A 15,222-nucleotide genomic window follows, 5' to 3' on the forward strand; every position below is an offset into this window, starting at 1 on the left:
GTATTCGTCTTCTACGACGAGATAGTGGGGCACATGAGGGAGCCCATAGTCATACCCGAGCCCGGAGAGCTCGAAGTCATAGACAGGATAAAACCCGACTGCCCTCCCGAAGAGTACTTTCCCTACGACGACGCCTACGATATACCGCCGCTCGCGGCCTACGGCGAGGGCTACAGGTTCCACGTAACCGGTCTTAACCACAAAAAAGACGGCTTTCCGACCAACGACTCTGTCCTTATAGAAGCGGGCAACAAGAAGATAATGCGGAAGATCGACGACAACCTCGACGATATCCTGAAGAACGAGACCTACGAGCTCGACGACGCCGATATAGCGATATTCGCCTACGGCACCACGGCCCGGAGCGCCAGGTTCGCCGTGGGTAAGGCGAGGGAAAAGGGGATAAAGGCCGGGCTCCTGAGGCCGCTTACCCTCTGGCCCTTCCCCGAAAAGGCAGTAAGGGATATGGCGTCCAGGGCCAAAGCGATAATCGTCCCGGAGATGAACCTCGGGCAGATGATCCTCGAAGTAGAGCGCTGCAGTCCCGGCGTTAAGGTCACAGGCATACACAGGGTGGACGGCGAGCCCATAAACCCGGCCCAGATACTCGAAGCGATAGAGAGAGTTTAAGAAGTCTAATGGTTATGGAGGATATGCCATGACAGCAGTAGCGGCAAAGAAGCAAAAACTGAGCGTACCGTTCGATTACCACAAGTACCTGAGGCCGGATAAGCTCCCACACATATGGTGTCCGGGCTGCGGCCACGGCATAGTGCTGAAATCGCTCCTTCGGGCCATAGACAAGAGCGGGCTCACCAAGGACGAGATATGCATGGTCTCGGGCATAGGCTGTTCTTCGAGGACGCCGGGCTACGTGGACTTCAACACGATGCATACCCTTCACGGCAGGGCGCTCTCCTACGCCACGGGCATAAAGCTCGCCAAGCCCGAGTTGAACCTGATAGTTACGACCGGCGACGGCGACGCGCTCGCCATAGGCGGAAACCACTTCATACACACCTGCCGCCGCAATATCGACATGACCATCCTCGTATACAGCAACTCCATCTACGGCATGACCGGCGGGCAGTACTCGCCTATCACCCCGGAGGAATCGATAGCCACCACCAGCCGCTACGGCAACATAGAGCCGCCTTTCGACTGCTGCGAGATGGCCAAGGCCTCAGGGGCCACGTTCGTCGCCAGGGGCACGGCCTACCACTGTCAGGAGCTAGAAAAGACGATACTGGCGGCGATCAAGCACAAGGGGACCTCGGTGGTCGAGATAATAGACTCCTGCCCGGTCTACTTCGGCCGCATGAACAAGATGAGGAGCGCCTCGGAGATGATGGACAAGCTGGAGAAGAACGGAACGGTGTCGGCCAAGCAGATGGACAAGCTCCCTCCCGAGAAGGTGGAGGGCAGGTTCCCGCGCGGCATACTCCACCAGGTGGAGAAGCCCGAGTACTGCGACGGCTACGCCGAGCTCACTAAGAGGGCACAGGGGAAATAGGGGAAATAAAAACGGTTATCGGTTGGCGTTTGCACGGGAACCGGAAAGAGGCCGGGGAACTGTAACGGGTAACCGCTAACAGGGGAAATAAAAATGGCAGACAGATACGAACTACGTTTCAGCGGCTCGGGAGGCCAGGGTATGATACTGGCGGGCATCATCATGGCCGAGGCCGCGGCCATATACGGCGACAAGAACGCCGTGCAGAGCCAGTCCTACGGACCCGAGTCCAGGGGCGGGGCCAGCAAGGCGGAGGTGGTGATAAGTGACGAGAGCATAGACTACCCCAAGGCCACCGCCATAGACTGCATGCTCGCCCTCACGCAGGAGGCCTGCACCAAGTACAGCAGCGACATAAAGGACGACGGCATACTGCTCGTGGACTCCGATATGGTGAGCGACGTCCCGGACGGCAAATTCACGGTTTACAGATTCCCCATAATAGAGACCGCGAGGGCCGAAACCGGCAAGACCATCGTGGCGAACATACTGTCTCTCGGCATGATGACCGAGCTCACCGGCGCGGTAAGCCGCGAGGCTATAGAGAACGCCGTGCTCTCGCGCGTGCCGCCGGCCTTTCTGGAGTTGAACAAGAAGGCGCTGACCATAGGGTTTGACAAGGCCAGGGAGCTGAAGGAAAAGTCCTGAAACCCGCCTGCCCGTTCTTTTTACAGGGAGGACCCCTTTGGGGTCCTCCCTTTTTTTTGGCGAACCGGCTTGACTGCGCCCGCAGGGCGTGTAAGATTTACAGGGGAGGAACTTCAAAATGGTAACCCATGACGTCATAGTCGTCGGCGCGGGGCTCGCGGGCATGCGCGCGGCCATAGAGGCCGCGAAAAAGGGGCTCGACGTGGCCGTGGTCTCGAAGGTCCACCCGGTGAGGAGCCACTCGGTCGCCGCGCAGGGCGGCATAAACGCCGCCCTTAAGGAGACCGACTCCTGGGAGGACCACGCCTTCGACACGGTCAAGGGGAGCGACTACCTCGGCGACCAGGACGCGATCGAGATCCTCTGCCAAGAGGCGCCAGGCGACATAATGGAGATGGAGAGGATGGGGGCGATATTCAGCCGCGACAGGGAGGGCCGCATAGCGCAGAGGCCGTTCGGAGGGGCGGGCTACCCCCGGACCTGCTACCTCGCCGACAGGACCGGCCACGGGCTCCTGCACGTCATGTACGAGCAGCTCATAAAGCACGGCGTGGCATTCTACGAGGAGTGGCATGTGCAGAGCCTCGCCGTAAGGGAGAACACCGTAAGGGGGCTCGTCGCTTACGAGCTCTCCACCGGAAGGCTCCACCGGCTCCGCGCGAAGGCCGTCGTCATGGCCACCGGCGGCTACGGCAGGGTCTTCAAGTCCACCACCAACGCCCTTACCTCGACCGGAGACGGCATGGCGCTGGCGCTTCGCGCTGGCGCGCCGCTCATGGACATGGAGTTCGTCCAGTTCCACCCGACCACCCTTAAGCGTACCGGGCTCCTCATGACCGAAGGGGCGCGGGGCGAGGGGGGCTACCTCCTTAACTCCGAAGGGGAGAGGTTCATGGAGCGCTACGCGCCGGATAAAAAGGAGCTTGCCAGCCGGGACGTCGTGGCCAGGGCCGAGCAGACCGAGATAGAGGAGGGTCGCGGCGTCGACGGCTGCGTGCTCCTGGACCTCCGCCATCTCGGAAGTGAGAAGATACTGAAAAAACTTCCGCAGATAAGGGAGATAGCCATACAGTTCGCCGGGGTGGACCCGGTCGAAAAACCCATACCCGTAAGGCCGGGGGCGCACTATTCGATGGGCGGGATAATGACCGACACCGGCGGCGGGACCCCGGTCGTGGGCCTCTACGCCGCGGGCGAGAGTGCGTGCGTCAGCGTGCACGGCGCCAACCGGCTCGGCGGCAACTCGCTCCTTGAGACCATAGTCTTCGGCAGGAGGACCGGCCACGGCGCCGGAGAGTTCGCCCTCGGCTCCGAACCCGAAGAGTTCCCGGAAGAGGCCTTAAACGAAGCCGCGCAAGAGATAGCCTCGCTCATGACCGGAGAAGAAGGCGAGAGCTCGCACGCTATAACCGACGGCGTAAGGGATCTCATGGGCGCCCACTGCGGGGTCTTCAGGAAGAAGGAAAGCCTCGAAGAGGGGATAGAGAAGCTCGAAGCCCTGAAGGTAAGAAGGGAGAAGGTCTTCCTCACCGACAGGGGGGAGAGCTTCAATACCGAACTCGTTGCCGCCTTCGAGATGGACCACATAATAGACCTTGCCGAGACCATACTCACGGGCGCCCTTAAGAGGGAGGAGAGCCGCGGCTCTCACTCGAGGACCGACTTCCCGGAGAGGAACGACAGGGAGTGGATGAAGCATACGCTCGTTACGAGGGAAGACGGGGAGCTCAAAGTAAGCTACAAAGACGTGACCGTGACGAAGTACAAGCCCGAGGAGAGGAAATATTGAGAGCGCCATGAGGCTCAAGCTCAAGATACGGCGCTGCGACCCGATGAAGACCGGCGCATGCTCGCCCTTTCTCCAGGCCTACGACGTGGAGGCCGAAGAGGGCATGACCGTGCTCGAAGCGCTTATCTCGATAGCCGAGACCGACGACCCCTCGCTCTCGTTCCGCCGCTCCTGCCGCTCGGCCATCTGCGGCTCGTGCGCGGTGACGGTGAACGGCTTCCCGAAGCTCGCCTGCAACACTCAGATAATCCCCGAGCACCGGAAACGCGGGCAGCTGGTCCTCGAACCCCTCGCAAACCACCGGGTATTGAAAGACCTCATCGTGGACATGGACCCCTTCTGGAGGAAGTTCGAGAAGACCACGCCCTTCCTTATTCCGAAGGAAGAGCCTGAAGGCGGGTGGAAGATAACCGGGGAGGACCAGGCCGTGATAGACGATTCGCAGAAGTGCATCATGTGCGGCTCGTGCAACGCGGCGTGCAACACACTCGATGTGGACCCCGGCTTCGTGGGCCCGGCGGCGTCGGCAAAGGCGTGGAGGTTCGTAGGCGACGTAAGGGAGGCCGACGGAGAGAGGAGGCTCAAGGACCTAAGCGCGGAGCACGGGGTGTGGGACTGCGTCAGGTGCATGCACTGTACGGAGTACTGCCCCAAGGGGGTGGACCCCTTGAAGGCCATAGAGCAACTCCGCTCCCGCGCCATGGGGGCCGGCATAGTCGACAACCACGGCGCGAAGCATACGCTTGCCATGGCCGAGTCCATAAAGAGGGTCGGCAGGCTCGACGAGGCGGCAATGACTTTTAAGACGCTCGGGATCCTGAGGTCGCTCGGCATGATACCGTTCGGCCTCAAGATGGAAATACACGGGAAGATGCCTCACCCCATAATCTTCCCGGCCATCGAGAAGATGGAAGAGGTGAAGAAGATATACGAGGCCGTGGAGGAGAAGAGGAAGAAGGAGAGGGGGGGGGAGGGGTAGGCCGTGGCGAAGCTCAAATACGCATACTACCCGGGCTGCGCCTCGCAGGCCATAACCAGGGAATCGAACGAGACCACGAGGCGGGTGGCCCGCATTCTCGGCATAGAGCTGCACGACATGCCAGCAGCCAACTGCTGCGGGGCCGGGCTCATGACCGACTACGACTACGAGCTCTCGCTGGCGCTGAACGCCCGCATATTCGCGCAGGCCGAAGAGATGGGCATGGATATCATGACCATATGCTCGACCTGCCTCATGGTCATGAACAAGGCCAACCGGGACCTTACCTCAAACCCGGGGCTCCTGGAAAGCACGAACGCGATACTCGGGGAGGCGGGGCTTAAGTACGGGGGGAAGGTGAAGGTAAAGCAGCTCCTCTGGGTCCTCGCCGAGGACTACGGCTTTGACAGGCTGAAGAAGAAAGTAAAGAAGCCGCTTAGCTGGCTCAAGGCCGCGCCGTTTTACGGCTGCCACAGCCTGAGGCCTTCGGATGCACTCGGCTTCGACGACCCTGAAGACCCCCGCTCCCTGGAGGAGGCCATAGGGGCGCTCGGAGGAGAGGTGGTGGACTACGCCGGGAAGACTAAGTGCTGCGGTTTTCAGATAGACCTCGTTAACGAGGAGGCCGCGGTCGAGATGACCGGGAGGCGGCTTACCGGGGCGCTCGACAAAGGGGCCGACTGCATGGTCACCCCGTGTCCGTTCTGCCACATAAACCTGGATAACTACCAGTCCATGGCGGAGAAGAAACTTTCCCGGAAGATCGACCTCCCGGTCTTTCATTTTTCGCAGCTCGTGGGTCTCGCCCTCGGCATGAGCCCGGCCGAGCTCGGCCTCTCGCGCCACCTCGTCTCGCCGGAGAAGATAGTCAGGTAACGCTCTTACCCGTCCTTGCGTCCTCTCTGCTTCGCCGCCTTCTGCATATCCCGCTCGGCGTCCTTCTTCTTCAGGGTCTCGCGCTTGTCGTAATGTTTCTTCCCTATGGCCAGCCCTATCTCGACCTTGGCCTTGCCTTGTTTGAAGTACATCCGGGTAGGGACGAGGGTGTAGCCCTTCTGCCGGGTCTTTACGACGAGCTTCCTTATCTCGCGTTTGTGCATGAGGAGTTTTCGGGTGCGGGCGGGGTCGAGGCGGTTAAAGCTGTCGGCCTGGGTGTAGGGGCTTATGTGGGCGTTTATGAGGAATATCTCCTCGCCCTGGATGCGGGCGTGGCTCTCCTTCAAGTTGGCCTTGCCGAGCCGGAGGGATTTTACCTCCGAGCCCGCGAGCACCAGTCCGCATTCGAAGGTCTCCTCGATAAAGTAGTCATGGAACGCCTTCTTATTGCTGCAAATTATCTTCAACCCGCCGCCTTTGTTATCCGTATTATTTTTGGCCTCATGGCCGACTCCCTCGCGGTCGTACCCGTGTAGATCTTTACCCCCCCGAAGGCGAGCGCCACGAAGAGGAAGCCGAGAGCGGCGGATAGCAGGTCCGCGTTCCAGGACGGCGCGAGTGAGGCGACCGCGACCTGCCCGAGCACCACCCCGGCTATGAAGCCGATGAGGGGGATGAGGTAGAGGAGCGCCCCGGCCCTGAGCATCTCGACCGGGGCGACAGTGAAGACGACCTCGTCCCCTACTCGCGCGTTAACGGGGTTTTCGGCCTCCACGACCATGTCGCTCTCGCCTACGCTCCGGCAGATCTCCTTTGAGCCGCAGCCGTCGCAGGCCTCGTTCTTCTCGGTCTTTATGAGTGCCAACCCCTCCCCGGTTATCTCTAAGATTGTGCCTTTTTCCTCTATCATAAACACATGTTAGCAGAGATATTTCATCTTTTCAACTATGCCCACGGTAGCGTCAGGTATTGTGTGTAAGTAAGCCTTCTTCATGCCCGGTGCCACTAACGGCTGTTTAGAAAGTGAAGCACCATCATGGTGCGCCGCTTGCCGTATGCCGATATCTGCGGTAAACTGTAAGGTGCTATGGTGAAGAGGATTTTCCCCCTTGTCCTTGCCTTTGTCCTTTTCCACGGTACGGGCCGGGCCGCGCCGGAGGGCTTCGAGGTAACGGACTATCTGACCGGCCTTGAGGTCTGTATAACGCTCGCCTTCGCCCCGGACGGGAGGCTCTTCTTCCTCGAGAAGAACTCCGGCAGGGTGAGTGTGGTAAGGGAGGGCCGTCTCGACCCGAAACCATGGGCCGAGCTGAAGGTGGACCCCGAGTGGGAGAGGGGGCTCCTCGGGATAGCGTTCGACCCGAAATTTTCCGTTAACGGACATGTCTACCTCTACCATTCGGTGCCGGGGAGCTCCAATAACCGCGTGGTGCGCCTTACGGAAAAGGACGGCAGGGGGGCAGGGGCTATAAAGGTCCTCGAGATAGAGGACCACGTCCCCGCCTCCAACCATAACGGCGGCAACATCAACTTCGGTCCGGACGGATTTTTATATATAACCGTCGGCGACGGCGGCGGCGCGCCCGGAAGGTCGCAGGAAAACACGAACCTCCTTGGGAAGATGCTCCGCGTCGACGTGAGGGGCCCGCTCCCGGTGAGATACAAAAAGCCCACGGAACTCTTCTACGCAAAGGGACTCCGCAACAGCTTCGACATGGCATGGAACCCGGCCAACGCCGCCCTCTACGCCACGGAGAACGGCCCGATCGGAAGGGACGAGATAAACATTATAAGGGAGGGCGGCAACTACGGCTGGCCCGACGAGACGGGGTACTATTCGACCCATGAATATGAAAACCCCCTCTGGGACTTCGGCCTGCGGGCCGTGGCCCCGACCGGGATAGTCTTCTACCCCGAGGGGGGTGAGGGGGGCAAGGGGGGCAACTTCCCGGACGACTACACGCATAACATGTTCGTCACCGACTATAACTACGGCCGGGTATACAGGATAAGGCTTTCGGGCGAGGGGCTCGACACCATAAGGAAGGACGACTTTTCGGTCTGGATGGAGAAGGGTTTTGCCGGCACCACCTTCGCGGACATAACCGTCGGACCGGACGGGGCTTTATACCTCGCGGGCTTTCATAAGATAGTAAAGATAGAGTACCGGCCCGGGGCCGTGGAGTGAGATGAAGAAAAAAATAGTACAGAAAGGCGCCCGGCATACGGCGCTGCGGGTCCTTACCCGGGTCGAGGCCGGGGACGCCTACTCCGACATAGTCCTTAATAGCGAGCTCGGGGAGCTTGAGGGGCCGGACCGGGCGCTGGCGACCGAGCTAGTATACGGGGTGCTCCGCTGGCGGATAAAGATAGACTGGATAGTAAACTCCTTCTCGAAGATAAAGACCAAAAAACTCGAACACCGGGTCCTGAACGCCCTGAGGCTCGGGGTCTACCAGCTGCTCTTTCTGACCAGGGTCCCCCCGAGCGCGGCCGTGGACGAGAGCGTTAAGCTCGTAAGGCTCGAGGGACAAAAGAAGGCGGGCTTCGTGAACGCCGTGCTTCGGATGGTCGCCTCGGGCAGGGAGGGGATAGTCTTCCCCGTGCTCAAGAGGGAGCCGATAAAGTATATCTCCGTTGTCTTCTCTCACCCGGAATGGCTCGTCGAGCGGTGGATCAAGAACTGCGGCATAAAGGACGCAATAGCCCTCTGCCAGGCGAACTTGAAGGTGCCGCCCGTGGTCTTGAGGACCAACACCCTGAAGCTTACGAGGGGCGAGCTTCAGGCGCAGCTCGCCTCGGAGGGCTTTTCAACGACGGAGACGGAGTTCTGCCCCGACGCCCTTCGTGTGGTCGAAAAACGGGGCGGCGGGGAAGAGGGTAAGGGGGGAGGGGCGGGAGGGGGGGGAAGACTCGATCCGATAGACCCGCGTTACTACATACAGGACGAGGCCAGCCAGCTTATAACGCTGTTACTCTCCCCGCGTCCGGGCGAGACAGTGCTCGACGCCTGCGCCGCACCCGGCGGCAAGACCACGCATATGGCGCAGATGATGGAGAACAAGGGTGCCATATACGCGCTCGACAAAAATGCCGCGAGGCTTAAGACCCTCGATGCGCTCGCCAAGAGGCTCGGCGTGGATATAGTCAGGACCGTCCAGGCCGACGCGTCGACGCTGGCCTGCCAGCCCTCGCTCCTGCCATACGAAGGGGCGGCAGGGGGCGGCGCCGGGGGTTCGCTCTCCGCGGAGGCGCTCCCCGAAGGCGGCTTCGACGCGGTGCTCGTGGATGCGCCGTGCTCGGGGCTGGGGGTCGTTAGGAGGAGGCCGGATATAAAGTGGAGGAGGAGTGCGGCGAAGATCAAGGAGCTGTCGGGGCTCCAGGCCCGGCTCCTCGATAACCTGGCGAAGTACGTAAAAGAGGGGGGAAGGATGGTCTACTCGGTCTGCAGCCTCGAACCCGAGGAGACGGACCGGGTGGTGGACGGGTTCCTCGATACCCACCGTGGCTTTTCCGTCGAGGACGGCTCTAAGTACCTGCCGCCCGCCCGCAGGCCGCTGTCTGCCTGCAGGCCGCTTGCCGTCGGGGACGGCCGCATGAGGACCTTCCCGCACACCCACGGCACGGACGGTTTTTTTGCGGTAAGGCTTAAGAGGGGCTGAGGCGGCGCGCCACCTTTCGCTCAGAGCTTCGTCTTTAAAAAGTCCGCGAGCTTGATGTCTATCTTGCTTACGTGGTTCATAAACCAGCTGCCGATGAACGTATTAGTCTTTGTCGTAAGCGCCAGGTTCACTCCCGACTCGGCCAGGGCGGCCTTGAACTCGGCTATGGCTGCCTTGAACTCTTCGTGTTCTTTCTTGTGCTCGTCGGAGCCAGGATAGTCGTAGCGCTTCATGTAATCCTCTTCCAGGGTGAAGTGGGTGTCGATGTACTCCTCGAAGTACCTGATGGCGCCCTCCAGCTTGTCGGCGTGCTTATCCGACCCCATTGAGGCGAAGAGGTCGTTCACCCTTCTGATGAGTTCCTTGTGCTGGGAGTCTATCTTCTCCACCCCTACGGACAACTCTTCTTTCCATTCGATGGGCATGGGTCGCCTCCCCTCTCAGATGTTTTTTCTCAGGAAATCGCCGAGCCCGATGTCCACGTGGCTTACGTGGTTTACGAGCCGGTTGCTCAGGAAAATGTGTCGGGCCGGGGGTGCGATGTAAGAGCCGGGCACCCCAGACCGTACTCTTCCTCTGCTCAGAGTAGGGGTTTCAGGAACTCGCCGAGCTTTGTGTCTATCCGGCTTATGTGGTTCAGGAGCCAGCCGCTTACGAAGATGTTGGTCTTCGTCGTAATCGCCAGGCTCGGGCCCGACTTGTCCAACTCGGCCTTCAAGTCGTTCAGGGAGGCCTTGAAACTTTCGTGCTCTCCCTTGTGTTCCGCGTAGCCCGGGTAGTCGTGGCGCTTCATGTAATCTTCTTCCGTGCCGAAGTGGGTGGCAATATAATCTTCGAGGAACTTGAGGGTGCTCTCCAGCTTGTTGGCGTGTTCGTCCGAGCCCATGGAGGCAAGGAGGTCGTTTATCCTTCTGATAAGCTCCTGGTGTTGGGTGTCTATTATATCCACCCCCACGCTCATTGTCGGTTTCCATTCGAGTGCCACGGCTCACCTCCCAGGTTGAATAAGGTTTACAAGCGGAATCACCCCTATGTTATGTTAAAAGCGGGGAACGGTCAACCTTTTTACTCGGAGTTAAGGACCGGCATTGTCTCGTTTATGTGGCATTGCCTTGCCGGGGCAGGGAGGTATAGGAAAAGTCCGCGCGTGTACGCCCGTCAAGCCTTTTGGGGCTGGCTTTGCCGCTTCCGGGCTTGCGGGCGACTGGCCGGTACGGCCTTGGCCGCAGGTGACTCCTTCTTTAAGAAGTCTCCGAAGCTTTTGTCCGCCTTGCCCACGTGGGCCAGGAGCCATGTTTTCACGAAACGGGTTGTTTTCCCCAACAGGGCCTCGCTCGGACCCCATTCGTTCAACGCGGCCTTCAAACCGGCAAGGGAGTACTTGAACTCCTCGTGCATCGCCTTGTGTGATTCGTACTTCGGGTAGCCGGCCTGGCGCATGTGTTTTTCTTCCAGCCGGAAATGGCGGAGGACGTAATTTTCAAGGAAGATGAACATGCGGCGGATCTTCTTGATGTCTTTCGCCGAACTCATATTGGTTATGAAGACGTTCGCCTCTTCGAAGAGTTCCTTGTGCTGCTTGTCTATCGAGTCTACACCTATGGAGAACGAGTCTTTCCACTTTAAGGACATCGGGCTACCTCCTATGGTAGGGTAAGTGAGTTATGCATATAATATAACAAGTAGAACAAGGAGTCAACTGTTTTTTCCCCTTTTTTTCGTCTGCTTCAGGAGAGCGGGACCCTTTTATTACCGGTCCTACCCATTCTTCCCGCCCCCCCCTCCCGACACCCCTCCGGAGACCAGGAAGGTCATCACCTCCGAGGAGTCGGCGTCCAGCGGCTTTACCTGCCCGGCCGGGTAGATGAGGAGGTTGCCCGCGAAGTTGTACGACTGCGGCAGGTAGACGGAGACGTGGTCCTTAACGCCCAGGAATCCGAGCTCCTCCCGGGTTATGAAGCCGAGCACCTTCGCGCCCGTGCCCTCGTCTATCGTCACGAGCACCGGCTTGTCGAAGCTCTTCTTCTCTCCCACAAACGCGCTCATGAGGTCCTTTATCGAGCTGTAGAGTATCTTTACGAGCGGGAGTCTGGAGATGAGCCTTTCGAGGTAGCCGAAGAGTTTTTCCGTAATGAAGGTCGAGGCCAGGATCCCCACGAAGGTTATAGATACCAGTGTCAGGACAAAGCCCATCCCCGGTATGGGCAGCCCCAGCAACCCGTCTATCTTCGTGAATATCAGGTATATTATGTAGATCGACGCAACGGTCGGTACTATTACGAGAAGCCCTTCGAAGAAGTACCTTGTAAGCCTTTTCATCCTTCACCTCCCTTTTCCGTGAGTGTTAATATTTCGGAGGCCGGTATCTCGCCCTCCCGTATTATTTCAATCTCTTCACCGGTCGCGTCCACGACCGTCGACCCGAGTCCTCCGCCGGTCTTCCCGCCGTCTATCAGTATGTCTATACCGTCCCCGAAGTAGGCGGCCGCCTCGTCGGCCGTCGCGGCCGGGGGTTTCCCGGACGGGTTCGCGCTCGTTGCGGTTATGGGGGAGCCGAGTGCGGTAACGAGCTTCATGGCCGTATCCGAGCTCGACTCCCTAACGCCCACCGTGCCGGTCCCGGCCGTAAGTGTCGGAGGTAGGACGTCCCTTGCCTTCAGTATGATGGTAAGCGGGCCGGGCCAAAAATATTCGATAAGTCTTTCGGCGAGCGGCGGGACCTCCTCCACCACCATACGCAGCATCTCCCGGTCCCGTACGATAACGGACACCGGATTCTCCGGCGGCCGGCCCTTGAGCGTGAAGAGCCCCCTTACGGCCTCTTCGTTAAAGGGGTCCACGCCCAGGCCGTAGAAAGTCTCGGTGGGGTAGGCGATGACACCGCCTTTTTTAAAGGCGGTGACGGCCTTATCGAAAGGCCCGTCAGGCTTCAAGGTGGTAGGCAAAGGAAGGTCCTTCTTTACTTCTTGAGTTTTTTCGCCTTGGCCGCGACCTTCCGTGCCTGGGCCGTCTTGAACCTCTTGACCTTCGTCCTGAGCCGCTTGTTGGAGAGCGAGAGTATCTGGGCGGCGAATATGGCGGCGTTCTTAGCGCCCGCCTCGCCTATGGCCATCGACGCCACGGGCACCCCCCCGGGCATCTGGACGGTCGACAGCAGCGAGTCCAGCCCCTTCAGCATGCTCGACCCTATGGGGACCCCTATAACCGGGAGCGAGGTCTCGGCGGCTATGAAGCCGGCGAGGTGCGCCGCCGCCCCGGCCCCGGCTATTATAACCTTTATGCCGCGCCTCTCCGCGCTCCTGGCGTACGCGGAGGTCTTCTTCGGGGTACGGTGCGCCGAGGATATGGTCACTTCGTGCGGTACGGCGAAGCCGTCGAGCACCTTCACCGCCTCTTCCATCACGGCCATGTCCGAGTCGCTGCCCATAACTATTCCGACGAGGGGTTTTGCCATAAGAGCCTCCTTTTATTTATTGAGCGCCTTCGCGCCTATGTCGCGCCTGTAGTAAGCGCCCTGCCAGCGTATCTTTTTAACGGCGCCGTAACTCTTCTCTATCGCCTCTTTTATGCCGCTCCCGAGCCCGGTAACCCCGAGCACCCTGCCGCCGGAGGTTACTATCCTGCCGTCCTCTTCCCCACTCTGTTCCGATGTCCCGGCGTGGAAGACCACTACGTCCTCCATCTTCGCGGCCTCGTCGAGCCCGGTTATCACTCTGCCCTTTTCGTACTCTCCGGGGTAGCCCTCGGACGCCATAACCACGCAGACGGCGGCCCGCTCGTCCCAGGAAAGCTCCACGGCTTCGAGCCTGCCTTCGGACGCCGCGAGGAGCAGCTCCAGCAGGTCGCCGGTGAGGCGCATGAGGATCGGCTGGGCCTCCGGGTCGCCGAAGCGGCAGTTGAACTCCAGGACCTTCGGCCTTCCGTCTTTTATCATAATACCGGCGTAGAGGATACCTTTGTAAAGTCTTCCCTCGGCCTCCATCGCGCGCACGGTCGGGACCATTATGGTGGCCATTATCTCCTCTTCGAGCTCCGGGGTTACCACGGGTGCGGGCGAGTAGGCGCCCATGCCGCCCGTATTGGGCCCCTCGTCCCCGTCGCAGGCGGCCTTATGGTCCTGCGAGGGGGCGAGGGGGAGGACGGTCCTGCCGTCGGTTACGGCCAGGAACGAGGCCTCCTCCCCTTCGAGGAACTCTTCCACTACCACGGTCTCTCCGGCCTTGCCGAAGGCCCGCTCCTTCATTATAAGGTCCACGGCACTGAGGGCCTCGTCGGGAGTCTGGCAGATTATGACCCCCTTGCCCGCGGCTAGCCCGTTGGCCTTTACGACGACGGTCCGGTCCGCCCCAAGCCCCTTGACGTATGCCCTGGCCTCGTCCGGTTCGGAGAACTTTTTATAACCGGCCGTGGGTATGTTATGGCGCGCCATGAGGTCCTTGCAGAAACCCTTGCTCCCTTCGAGCTCCGCGGCCCTCTTCGAGGGGCCGAATACTTTTAGCCCCGCCGCCTCGAACTCGTCGGTTATGCCGAGGGTGAGCGCAAGCTCGGGGCCGACGACCGTAAGGTCTATCTTCTCCTTAAGCGCGAACTCTTTAAGGCCCTCGATGTCGTCGGCCTTTATCGGGACGTTCTCTCCGTGGAGCGCGGTACCGGGGTTTCCGGGCGCAATGAATATCTTTTCGACTTTAGGACTCTGGGCGAGCTTCCACGCGAGCGCGTGCTCCCTGCCCCCGCCGCCTACTATGAGTATCTTCATGCGATAGTTCCCTATCCCTTAAAACCTGTCCTTATTATCTTCCCACCAGGTCCGCCATATGCCGTGGTCCTCCCCCATGTCCAGGCCGGTCATGCCCGTAAGCGCGAGGGAGACCCCCATACGGACCCCGGGGTCCTCGTCCTTCAAGGCGTCGATAAGCGGCTCTATGGCGTTTTTGCCTCCGATATTTCCGAGCGCCTGTGACGCGGAGAGCCTGACGGCCGGGTCCCTGTCCTTCAGCGCGGCAAGGAGCGGCTCCAACGCCTCCCTGCCCCCGATCCTGCCGATGGCAAAGGCCGCGCCCGCCCTCGGCCCGCCGGAGCTTTCGTCTTTAAGCACCTCTAAAAGCGGCCCCAGAGCCCTCCTGTCCCCGATAAAGCCGAGCGTGTTCGCCGCCATGCGCCCGAGCTCCGGGTTTTCGTCCTTCAGTACGGAAACCAGTGCATCCACCGCCCCGGAGCCCTTGATATATCTGAGCGCATAGGCCGTGTTTACCCGCTGGTCGCCCGCGTACTTGTCCTGCAAGACCTCGACGAGCGCCCCCAGGGCCCTCCTGTCCCCGCCGACCGCGAGGACGTGCGTCGCGACGCGCCTGACACCGGGGTCCTTGTCGTAGAGCATGGTCCGGATAGGGTCGAACGCCCTCGGGTCCCTTGTCCCTCCAAGGGCCTTTATCGCCCGTATACGGACGGCGGGGTCGTCGTTCTTCAGGTTGTTGACTAACTCCACCGTATCGTCGGCATGGGCGCAGACGACCGACAGAAGGCAGACGAGCACTATCAGCGGGGCGAGAGCTGTCTTCGGTCTTTCCATAATGACGGCACCTCTATGCCTCATCGCACTTCGAAATCCTTACCATGAACCACGGGTTCAGGAGGTCCTCCCTATTATACCGTAACGGCTCGCCCGTCTCCATCTCTATAACCGTGCCCCCGGCATTTTCTACCACGGCCTGCCCCGCCGCGGTGTCCCACTCCATGGTGGGGCCGAAGCGGGGGT

General features: G+C 60.2%; 19 protein-coding genes. 8 read left to right on the forward strand and 11 right to left on the reverse strand.

Annotated elements, in window-relative coordinates; translation table 11 throughout:
• The 6 genes from V3W31_01475 to V3W31_01500 form a co-directional block, all read left to right on the forward strand.
• Positions 1-630: transketolase C-terminal domain-containing protein (locus V3W31_01475; GenBank protein MEE9613607.1), on the forward strand; the 630-nt coding region annotated here is incomplete at its 5' end.
• A 28-nt stretch (positions 631-658) separates the two neighbouring features.
• Complete coding sequence (locus tag V3W31_01480; GenBank protein MEE9613608.1) at positions 659-1,513, forward strand: 2-oxoacid:ferredoxin oxidoreductase subunit beta; 855 nt, start codon at positions 659-661, stop codon at positions 1,511-1,513.
• Positions 1,514-1,606: 93 nt separating this feature from the next.
• Entirely contained in the window at positions 1,607-2,161 is a 555-nt protein-coding gene (locus tag V3W31_01485; protein ID MEE9613609.1) for a 2-oxoacid:acceptor oxidoreductase family protein, read from the forward strand.
• Positions 2,162-2,279: 118 nt separating this feature from the next.
• Positions 2,280-3,950, forward strand: coding sequence for an FAD-dependent oxidoreductase (locus tag V3W31_01490; GenBank protein MEE9613610.1), 1,671 nt, complete (start codon positions 2,280-2,282; stop codon positions 3,948-3,950).
• Positions 3,951-3,957: 7 nt separating this feature from the next.
• Positions 3,958-4,929 (forward strand): succinate dehydrogenase/fumarate reductase iron-sulfur subunit, encoded by a 972-nt coding sequence (locus V3W31_01495; protein ID MEE9613611.1) that lies wholly within the window; start codon positions 3,958-3,960, stop codon positions 4,927-4,929.
• A 3-nt stretch (positions 4,930-4,932) separates the two neighbouring features.
• Positions 4,933-5,805: a CoB--CoM heterodisulfide reductase iron-sulfur subunit B family protein gene (locus V3W31_01500; protein MEE9613612.1), complete on the forward strand. Its 873-nt coding sequence runs from the start codon at positions 4,933-4,935 to the stop codon at positions 5,803-5,805.
• 5 nt (positions 5,806-5,810) lie between these two features.
• Here the strand turns inward: V3W31_01500 and smpB are convergent, their stop codons facing one another.
• Together smpB and V3W31_01510 are read right to left on the reverse strand one after the other, a co-directional pair.
• Entirely contained in the window at positions 5,811-6,272 is a 462-nt protein-coding gene (smpB, locus tag V3W31_01505) for an SsrA-binding protein SmpB (protein MEE9613613.1), read from the reverse strand.
• Entirely contained in the window at positions 6,269-6,715 is a 447-nt protein-coding gene (locus tag V3W31_01510) for a SoxR reducing system RseC family protein (protein ID MEE9613614.1), read from the reverse strand. Before V3W31_01510 ends, smpB begins: the two co-directional genes overlap by 4 nt.
• Positions 6,716-6,892: 177 nt before the next feature.
• On the opposite strand from V3W31_01510, the gene V3W31_01515 reads away from it, so the two are divergent.
• Complete coding sequence (locus V3W31_01515; GenBank protein MEE9613615.1) at positions 6,893-7,993, forward strand: PQQ-dependent sugar dehydrogenase; 1,101 nt, start codon at positions 6,893-6,895, stop codon at positions 7,991-7,993.
• A 1-nt stretch (position 7,994) separates the two neighbouring features.
• Positions 7,995-9,467: a 16S rRNA (cytosine(967)-C(5))-methyltransferase RsmB gene (gene rsmB / locus V3W31_01520; protein MEE9613616.1), complete on the forward strand. Its 1,473-nt coding sequence runs from the start codon at positions 7,995-7,997 to the stop codon at positions 9,465-9,467.
• 20 nt (positions 9,468-9,487) lie between these two features.
• Here the strand turns inward: rsmB and V3W31_01525 are convergent, their stop codons facing one another.
• The 9 genes from V3W31_01525 to V3W31_01565 all read right to left on the reverse strand — a co-directional run.
• Positions 9,488-9,892 carry a bacteriohemerythrin gene (locus tag V3W31_01525; GenBank protein MEE9613617.1) on the reverse strand — a complete coding sequence of 135 codons (405 nt, stop codon included), beginning with the start codon at positions 9,890-9,892 and terminating at the stop codon, positions 9,488-9,490.
• A 155-nt stretch (positions 9,893-10,047) separates the two neighbouring features.
• Positions 10,048-10,452, reverse strand: coding sequence for a bacteriohemerythrin (locus tag V3W31_01530; protein MEE9613618.1), 405 nt, complete (start codon positions 10,450-10,452; stop codon positions 10,048-10,050).
• A gap of 173 nt (positions 10,453-10,625) precedes the next feature.
• Positions 10,626-11,099, reverse strand: coding sequence for a hemerythrin family protein (locus V3W31_01535; GenBank protein ID MEE9613619.1), 474 nt, complete (start codon positions 11,097-11,099; stop codon positions 10,626-10,628).
• 126 nt (positions 11,100-11,225) lie between these two features.
• Positions 11,226-11,786 carry a DUF502 domain-containing protein gene (locus V3W31_01540; protein ID MEE9613620.1) on the reverse strand — a complete coding sequence of 187 codons (561 nt, stop codon included), beginning with the start codon at positions 11,784-11,786 and terminating at the stop codon, positions 11,226-11,228.
• Positions 11,783-12,412, reverse strand: a complete 630-nt coding sequence (locus tag V3W31_01545; protein MEE9613621.1) for an L-threonylcarbamoyladenylate synthase — start codon at positions 12,410-12,412, stop codon at positions 11,783-11,785. The genes V3W31_01540 and V3W31_01545 overlap by 4 nt, the downstream gene beginning before the upstream one ends.
• Before the next feature lie 14 nt (positions 12,413-12,426).
• A complete protein-coding gene (gene purE / locus V3W31_01550) occupies positions 12,427-12,921 on the reverse strand; it encodes a 5-(carboxyamino)imidazole ribonucleotide mutase (GenBank protein MEE9613622.1) in 495 nt (164 codons plus the stop codon).
• 12 nt (positions 12,922-12,933) lie between these two features.
• Positions 12,934-14,223: a phosphoribosylamine--glycine ligase gene (purD, locus tag V3W31_01555; GenBank protein MEE9613623.1), complete on the reverse strand. Its 1,290-nt coding sequence runs from the start codon at positions 14,221-14,223 to the stop codon at positions 12,934-12,936.
• A gap of 18 nt (positions 14,224-14,241) precedes the next feature.
• Complete coding sequence (locus tag V3W31_01560; protein ID MEE9613624.1) at positions 14,242-15,036, reverse strand: HEAT repeat domain-containing protein; 795 nt, start codon at positions 15,034-15,036, stop codon at positions 14,242-14,244.
• A gap of 13 nt (positions 15,037-15,049) precedes the next feature.
• Positions 15,050-15,222 (reverse strand): inositol monophosphatase family protein (locus tag V3W31_01565; GenBank protein ID MEE9613625.1); only part of this gene is annotated, 173 nt, incomplete at its 5' end.

The sequence above is a fragment of the Thermodesulfobacteriota bacterium genome, assembly GCA_036482575.1.
Lineage (GTDB): Bacteria > Desulfobacterota > GWC2-55-46 > GWC2-55-46 > JAUVFY01 > JAZGJJ01.

Coding starts and splice junctions, on each gene's coding strand:
- V3W31_01480 (MEE9613608.1), top strand. CDS start 659: ATGACAGCAGTAGCGGCAAAGAAGCAAAAACTGAGCGTACCGTTCGAT.
- V3W31_01485 (MEE9613609.1), top strand. CDS start 1,607: ATGGCAGACAGATACGAACTACGTTTCAGCGGCTCGGGAGGCCAGGGT.
- V3W31_01490 (MEE9613610.1), top strand. CDS start 2,280: ATGGTAACCCATGACGTCATAGTCGTCGGCGCGGGGCTCGCGGGCATG.
- V3W31_01495 (MEE9613611.1), top strand. CDS start 3,958: ATGAGGCTCAAGCTCAAGATACGGCGCTGCGACCCGATGAAGACCGGC.
- V3W31_01510 (MEE9613614.1), bottom strand. CDS start 6,715: ATGATAGAGGAAAAAGGCACAATCTTAGAGATAACCGGGGAGGGGTTG.
- V3W31_01515 (MEE9613615.1), top strand. CDS start 6,893: ATGGTGAAGAGGATTTTCCCCCTTGTCCTTGCCTTTGTCCTTTTCCAC.
- rsmB (MEE9613616.1), top strand. CDS start 7,995: ATGAAGAAAAAAATAGTACAGAAAGGCGCCCGGCATACGGCGCTGCGG.
- V3W31_01525 (MEE9613617.1), bottom strand. CDS start 9,892: ATGCCCATCGAATGGAAAGAAGAGTTGTCCGTAGGGGTGGAGAAGATA.
- V3W31_01535 (MEE9613619.1), bottom strand. CDS start 11,099: ATGTCCTTAAAGTGGAAAGACTCGTTCTCCATAGGTGTAGACTCGATA.
- V3W31_01540 (MEE9613620.1), bottom strand. CDS start 11,786: ATGAAAAGGCTTACAAGGTACTTCTTCGAAGGGCTTCTCGTAATAGTA.
- purE (MEE9613622.1), bottom strand. CDS start 12,921: ATGGCAAAACCCCTCGTCGGAATAGTTATGGGCAGCGACTCGGACATG.
- purD (MEE9613623.1), bottom strand. CDS start 14,223: ATGAAGATACTCATAGTAGGCGGCGGGGGCAGGGAGCACGCGCTCGCG.
- V3W31_01560 (MEE9613624.1), bottom strand. CDS start 15,036: ATGGAAAGACCGAAGACAGCTCTCGCCCCGCTGATAGTGCTCGTCTGC.